This window comes from Spirillospora sp. NPDC049652 (assembly GCF_040675125.1).
Taxonomy (GTDB): Bacteria; Actinomycetota; Actinomycetes; order Streptosporangiales; family Streptosporangiaceae; genus Spirillospora.
Window position 1 is genome coordinate 1 of record NZ_JBFAOF010000883.1, and the last position, 3019, is coordinate 3019.

The 3019-nt window shown below is 74.2% G+C and carries 3 protein-coding genes; 2 read left to right on the plus strand and 1 reads right to left on the minus strand.

Annotation, left to right across the window (positions count from 1 at the left end; genetic code table 11):
* Both AB0J52_RS34300 and AB0J52_RS34305 read left to right on the plus strand, forming a co-directional pair.
* Nucleotides 1-890, plus strand: an 890-nt coding sequence (locus AB0J52_RS34300; protein ID WP_500187052.1) for a PH domain-containing protein, incomplete at its 5' end; no start/stop codon positions are given.
* Between the two features lie 76 nt (nucleotides 891-966).
* Nucleotides 967-2166, plus strand: a complete 1200-nt coding sequence (locus AB0J52_RS34305; protein ID WP_500187055.1) for a cytochrome P450 — start codon at nucleotides 967-969, stop codon at nucleotides 2164-2166.
* A gap of 37 nt (nucleotides 2167-2203) precedes the next feature.
* Here AB0J52_RS34305 and AB0J52_RS34310 read toward each other — a convergent pair.
* A partial coding sequence (locus AB0J52_RS34310) for an SAM-dependent methyltransferase (RefSeq protein ID WP_500187054.1) occupies nucleotides 2204-3019 on the minus strand: 816 nt, incomplete at its 5' end.

The following is a 3019-nucleotide window of genomic DNA, read 5'->3' on the forward strand; positions in this document are numbered from 1 at the left end:
CCCGGCGCCCCGCGCGGCGGGCGCGCGCCGCCGGGCTGCCGGGCCACACGCCGGAGGCGCCCGAGCGCCCGGTGTACCGGGTGCCGTTCGGGACGCTGCTGGCCGGGCTGATGCTCAAGCTGCCGGTGATCGCGACGTTCCTGCTGCTGGTCTTCTCGCTGGTGTTCCTGATCGCCTTCCAGGAGGCCGCGATGCTCGCGGTCGCCCTGCCGGCGCTGCTCGGCCTGATCCGCGCGGTGATCGCGCCGATGGTGATGTACGCGAACTTCTCGGTCGCGGTGTCCCCGGACGGCGTCCGGCTGCGGTACGGGCTGCTGGAGACCCGGATGCAGACCGTCCCGCCGGGGCGTGTGCAGGCGGTCAGCGTGGTCGAGCCGTCGGTCTGGCGCGGGCTCGGCTGGGCGCGGCTGGACGTCACGGTCGCCGGATACGCAGGTGAACGGCAGGCGCTCTCGTCCACGCTGCTTCCGGCCGCGCCCAGGCAGGTCGCCGCGCAGATGGTCTCGCTCGTCTTCCCCGGGACGAACGTCGACGCCGTCCCGCTGCTGCCCGCGTCCGCACGGGGCATGACCGTGGACCGCGCGGACGGCGCCGGAACCGACGACGTCGTCTTCGTGGCCAGGCACGGCTGGCTGTGCCGCCGGACGGATGTGATCGCCCATGCGCGCGCGCAGAGCGTCCGGCTCACGGTGAACCCGGTGCAGCGGCTGCTGAACCTCGGCACCGTCCATGTGGACGCGCCGCCCGGACTCGTCCAGGTGGCGGCGGCCGACCGGGACCTGGGCGAGGCCCGCGCCATCGTCGAGTCGACCGCGATGCGGGCCCGCAGCGCCCGCGCCGCGTCCGGCGACACCAGCCACTGGGCGGCCCGCCAGAACGCGGCCACCTGAGTTCTGGCCTGCGGCTTCGTCGAGGACGGGGACTCGGTCATCGCGCCGAGGGACGTATTGTTCCAGCGTGAGTGAGATGTCCTATGACCCGTGGTCGGCGGAGTTCGTCGCCGACCCGTACCCGGTGTTCGAGCGGCTGCGCGCGGAGCGCCCGGTGTTCCTGGACGAGGCGACCGGCCAGTGGGTGGTCAGCCGGTACGCCGACGTGGACGCGCTGCTGCGCGACCGCCGCCTCGGCCGGTCCTACCTGCACACCGGGACGCACGAGGAGTTCGGGCAGCGGCCCGAGCCGGACTTCCTGAAGCCGTTCTGGGACCTGGTCCGCGCCGGGATGCTGGACGTCGAGCCGCCCACGCACACCCGGCTGCGCCGCCTGGTGTCCAAGGCGTTCACGGCCCGGATGGTCGAGGGCCTGCGGCCGATGATCCGCGGGCTGGCCGAGGAGCTCGCCGCGGGCCTGGTCGCGCGCGGCGGCGGCGACCTGCTCGCCGAGCTGGCCGAGCCGCTGCCGGTGACCGTGATCGCCGAGATGCTGGGCGTCCCCGCGGAGGACCGCGGGCTGCTGCGGCCCTGGTCGGCGGACATCTGCGGCATGTACGAGCTGAACCCGCCGGAGGAGGTCCAGCGCAGGGCCGTCCAGGCGGCGAACGACTTCTCCGACTACCTGCGCGGACTCGCGCGGGCGCGGTCGGCCGAGCCGCGCGACGACCTGATCTCGGCGCTCGCGCAGGTCGTCGACGAGGGCGACCGGCTCACCGAGGACGAGCTGATCGGCACCTGCGTCCTGCTGCTGAACGCCGGGCACGAGGCGACCGTGAACGCGACCGGCAACGGCTGGTGGGCGCTGTTCCGCAACCCCGGGGAGCTGGCGCGGCTGCGCGCCGACCACGCGCTCGTCCCGACCGCCGTCGAGGAGCTGATGCGCTACGACGGTCCCGCACCGATGTTCGAGCGCTGGGTGCTGGAGGACATCGAGGTCGGTGGCGTCACGATCCCGCGCGGGCAGGAGGTCGCGCTCCAGTTCGCGTCGGCGAACCGCGACCCCGAGGTCTTCGACGAGCCGAACCGCCTGGACCTCGGCCGCGATCCGAACCCGCACATCAGCTTCGGCCTGGGCATCCACTTCTGCCTGGGCGCGCCGCTCGCGCGCATTGAGATGGCCGAGTCGCTCGGCGCGATCCTGCGCGCGGCCCCCGAGCTGAGGCTGACGGAGGAGCCGCGCTGGAAGCCCGGCTACATCCTGCGCGGACTCGAATCACTGAACGTCGAGGTCTGACCCCGTCCGGGGCAGATCGCGCAGAGGCAGGGCAGGGTCAGGGGCGGATACCGGCCAGGGACGGCGGTAGCGGCATGCCGACCGTCTGGGCCAGCCAGCCGAAGCCGCCGAGGCCCGACGCGTCCAGGAGCTCGGCCTCCTCACCGGCGGTGCGGAGGCCGACGAGGTAGGCGCGCGGGTCGCGGTGGGCGAGGTCCAGCGGCGGACGCGCGCCCGTGAGGCCGAGAGCGCGCAGGGCGTCCCGCTGGGTGGTCAGGAGGGACGCGGTCGCTCCCGCGCGCTCTCCGGCGGCGGTGCAGGCGTCCAGGGCCACATGGGCGGTGATGTCGCACGAGCCGTCCGGGACGGGCGCGACCGTGGCTCCGTCGCGGTACCCGGTGAGTGATCCGTAGGGCGGACGGGACGCTCGTGCGTGCGCGTAGTCCATCGCCACTGCGAGGCCCGCGTCGAGGCGTCCGATGACCGTCGCCCATGCCTGGCAGCGCGGGTGCCCGATCTCGGCGCGGTCGCCGGGTTCGTTGAGGGGCCACCAGGTGGCGGCCCAGTCGAGGTCCTCCGCAGTGGGCGGCGGGCCGAGGCGTTCCATTCCGGACGTCCGGCAGACCTCGACGACGCGGGGGCCGCTGTCGGTCTGCTCCACGACGTCCAGCGGGATGTTGTCGAGCCATTCGTTCGCGATGACCAGGCCCGTGACGGACTCGGGCAGGCTGGACCGCCACTCGATCGCGTCGGGCAGGCCGTCCGGGCGGGGTGCGACCTCGACCGCGATCGGACGGAGCCGGGCGGCGAGCCCGGGGTCGGCGTGCCCGAGCAGGTGCAGCAGGATTCCGGCGCAGCCCGCGCCGACGTCCAC

Excerpts from the sequence above, each read along its gene's own strand:
- AB0J52_RS34305 (WP_500187055.1), top strand. The coding sequence starts at position 967 with ATGTCCTATGACCCGTGGTCGGCGGAGTTCGTCGCCGACCCGTACCCG.